The 2,739-nt window shown below is 66.4% G+C and carries 3 protein-coding genes; all 3 read right to left on the bottom strand.

Features of this window, described 5'->3' with window-relative positions:
• A partial coding sequence (locus EOA60_RS27485) for a DUF736 family protein (protein ID WP_128312200.1) occupies positions 1–165 on the bottom strand: 165 nt, incomplete at its 3' end.
• 704 nt (positions 166–869) lie between these two features.
• Positions 870–1,403 (bottom strand): hypothetical protein, encoded by a 534-nt coding sequence (locus EOA60_RS27480; RefSeq protein ID WP_128312199.1) that lies wholly within the window; start codon positions 1,401–1,403, stop codon positions 870–872.
• Positions 1,404–1,712: 309 nt separating this feature from the next.
• The gene (locus tag EOA60_RS27475; protein ID WP_127335977.1) at positions 1,713–2,654 is read right to left on the bottom strand and encodes a DUF2493 domain-containing protein; all 942 of its coding nucleotides are present in this window, start codon (positions 2,652–2,654) and stop codon (positions 1,713–1,715) included.
• Positions 2,655–2,739 lie beyond the last annotated feature (85 nt).

Below are 2,739 nucleotides of genomic sequence, written 5' to 3'. Positions count from 1 at the left end.
CTCGAAGCCCGTGCGCTTGTTGACGATGCGGTAGTCGGGAGCATCCCCGCGGGCCTTGTTGGCGTTCGGGATCAAGGTGATCGGGGCGTTGACGCGCAGCGTGGCGAACACGCCTTCCATCGAACCGTCGGCCTTGGCGGTGAGGTTTGCGATCGTGGTGGCCATGGTAGTTCTCCTTCGGTTGCATCGGGACCATTCCCGATGGCGCCAAAGGAGGGGGCCGTCCTGCTGCGGTCACTCGGCACAAATTCTGGAAAATTCTATTTGCCGCAGACAGCGGGCCGCGCTTTCAAGGGCCCCGCTTGCGGGAAGGAAAGTGCCCGGCCCGCAACAAAAAAAACCGAAATCGAATTTTCCTGAATTTTTGCCGAGCGTACCCCCAACGGGGGTTGACCGCAAAAGCAGGCGGTCCACTACAAAGGCGACATGACACGGGAATGGTCCGGGTGTGGGCAAAGGCGATGCCTCCGGCCACCATCGCAGATCCTTCACGCCAGGCACCGCGGTCGCGGTCAAGCGTTTGCCCCCGCCTGCGGATCTACCGTCCTCGCCTGTCCCACGAACGACATCCTGCGCTGAGAAGCCGGAGGTTCCGTCCGCCGTCAAGTGCCGGATATTGCGCTCGGCGGCGGCGAGCGCTGCTCTGTTCCCGTGCCGGCGAGGGTATCCAGGGCCAAGCGTGGCCGCCGGGAATGCGCTGCCTGATCCGCAACTGCCCTGCCCTTCGTGCCATGAGCAGATGGGATTTTCCCGAGGACTGCCCGCGGACCGCGAGAGGCGGCTTCGCAAGGGGTCGGCCTTCGGCACGGATCAGGGCGGGGCGGCTTGCGCCGTTCATTCGTGGGTCGGGTCGCCACGGCTTGCGACAATCAGGTTGCCGCAGCAACGCGCTCGTCCGCCGTCATCCGGGTTTCCACTCCGCCGCGAACATCCAGACCCGCATGGTGCATCATGGCGCGCCAGTCCGCGATGGTGTGGACGGTTCCCACCGTGCCGCGCATCGTGTCATAGACGACGCATGGACTGCCGATGATGGCCAGGCGCAGTATGTTGAGGCAGGTTCCGGGCGAAGCGCCATCCCAGACCATCAGACCGAAGTCGGCACGGCGGACCATTTCCCGATCCTTCGCGGCGTGGACGGCAAAGCCCTTTGCGCCGTCCGGCGGCGGGACGTGATAGGCAGCCCAGTCGCCGAGATTATTGCGCGGCTCGGCGTGGGCGTGGAAGACGCCGACATGCTCGTAGCCGTAGCCTGCGAGCAGGCCCTGCATTTCGGCATCGGCTCCCGGCGCGTCACCGATCAGCACGCCGTGCTCGGCCGCAACGATCGCGCCGATGCGTTCGATCGCGGGGACCGGCAGCTCGAAGATGTCACGCGAACCGCCAAGGAATATCATCGTCATTGGTCGCTTTCCTTTCTCTCAGATCAACCGCCCCGGCCCGGCTCTCCTCTCCCTCTCCCGCGCGAGGGATCGTCGCCGAAGGCCGAGACGGCGAAGCCCGGCTCGGGGAGCGGCGGCACGCCGCGAGTAGAGCCCGGCCGGCCGGAGGCCGGCGCGCCCAACCCATGTCGGAGGACTTTTGGCCACTCTCCATCCTGCGCTCTTTCGCACCGCGCCCCCGCCGGATTGCTGACCGTCACGGATGTGCACACGCGAAGAACCCAACCGCGAGCGGGTCGGGTTCTTCGACGCGGGGAATGAAAGCGGCGCTCACGGGCCACCCTCCGTGAACCGCCAGAGGGGAATGCCGAGGCGTCGAGCCTTGTCGGCCAGGTTCTCGGTGATGCCGGAGCCGGGGAAGACGATCAGTCCGTAGGGCATGACCGAGAGCAGCTGATCGTTGCGACGGAACGGGGCGGCCTTCGCATGCCGGTTCCAGTCCGGCTTGAACGCGATCTGGGTGACCTTGCGGTTCTCGGCCCAGCAGGCGGCGATGCGCTCGGCTCCACGCGGGCTGCCGCCATGAAGCAGCACCATGTCCGGGTGCTTCTCGCGGGCCTTATCCAGCGCATCCCAGATCCGGTCGTGATCGTTGCAATCGAGGTCGCCGGCGAAGGCGATCTTCGTGCCGGCCGGCACCAGGACCTCGGTGTCCGCGCGGCGGCGCGCGGCGAGGAAGTCGCGAGAGTCGATCAACGCCGCTGTCATTGATTGATGCGAGACCTTGGAGCCGGTGCGTGGTCGCCAGGCTGAGCCGATTTCGGCCTCGTAGAGGTCGGCGGCCTCGTCGCGCATGATTTCCAGCACATTGCGGCGCTCGATATAGGTGATGCCTTCGGCCGTGAGCCGTTCCAGCTCCACGGACTTCACCTCCGAGCCATCCTGCTCGCCTTGGCTCGACCGCTGCGCCTCCTCGTTGCGGTCGAGGCTACGGGCGACGCGTTCGGCCGCGCGATGGAAGACATTGGTGAAGGACCAGAGCAGGTCGTCGAGGTCGGGTTCGAGCCTAGTGTCGCCGAGCATGCCGGCGAAGGTCTCGACGATCCCGGCGAGGCCAGCCCGGATCACGCTCTCGTCGGGGAGCGGACGGGGATCAGGCTCGTCCTGATGCGGACGATGGCCGTACATCTGCAGTTCGAGGATGACGCGGTCGGTCGGCGAGGAGGCGTGATAGAGCTCGTAGGCGTCGTCGAAGGGAAGCTCGTAGGTCATCGCGTGTCTCCGTCGGTTGCGGCCGCGCCTATCGCGGCCTGACAGCGAATCCCGGCCGCGCCCGGAGCGCGGCCGCACCGAAGGC

The organism is Mesorhizobium sp. M1A.F.Ca.IN.020.06.1.1 (genome assembly GCF_004023265.1).
Taxonomy (GTDB): domain Bacteria; phylum Pseudomonadota; class Alphaproteobacteria; order Rhizobiales; family Rhizobiaceae; genus Mesorhizobium.
The sequence above is the reverse complement of the archived record's forward strand: the minus strand, read 5'-3'. Positions and strand labels throughout refer to the sequence as shown.

What these genes read in the sequence shown, in the direction of transcription:
- EOA60_RS27480 (WP_128312199.1), bottom strand. Translation starts at nt 1,403, where the DNA reads ATGACGATGATATTCCTTGGCGGTTCGCGTGACATCTTCGAGCTGCCG.
- EOA60_RS27475 (WP_127335977.1), bottom strand. Translation starts at nt 2,654, where the DNA reads ATGACCTACGAGCTTCCCTTCGACGACGCCTACGAGCTCTATCACGCC.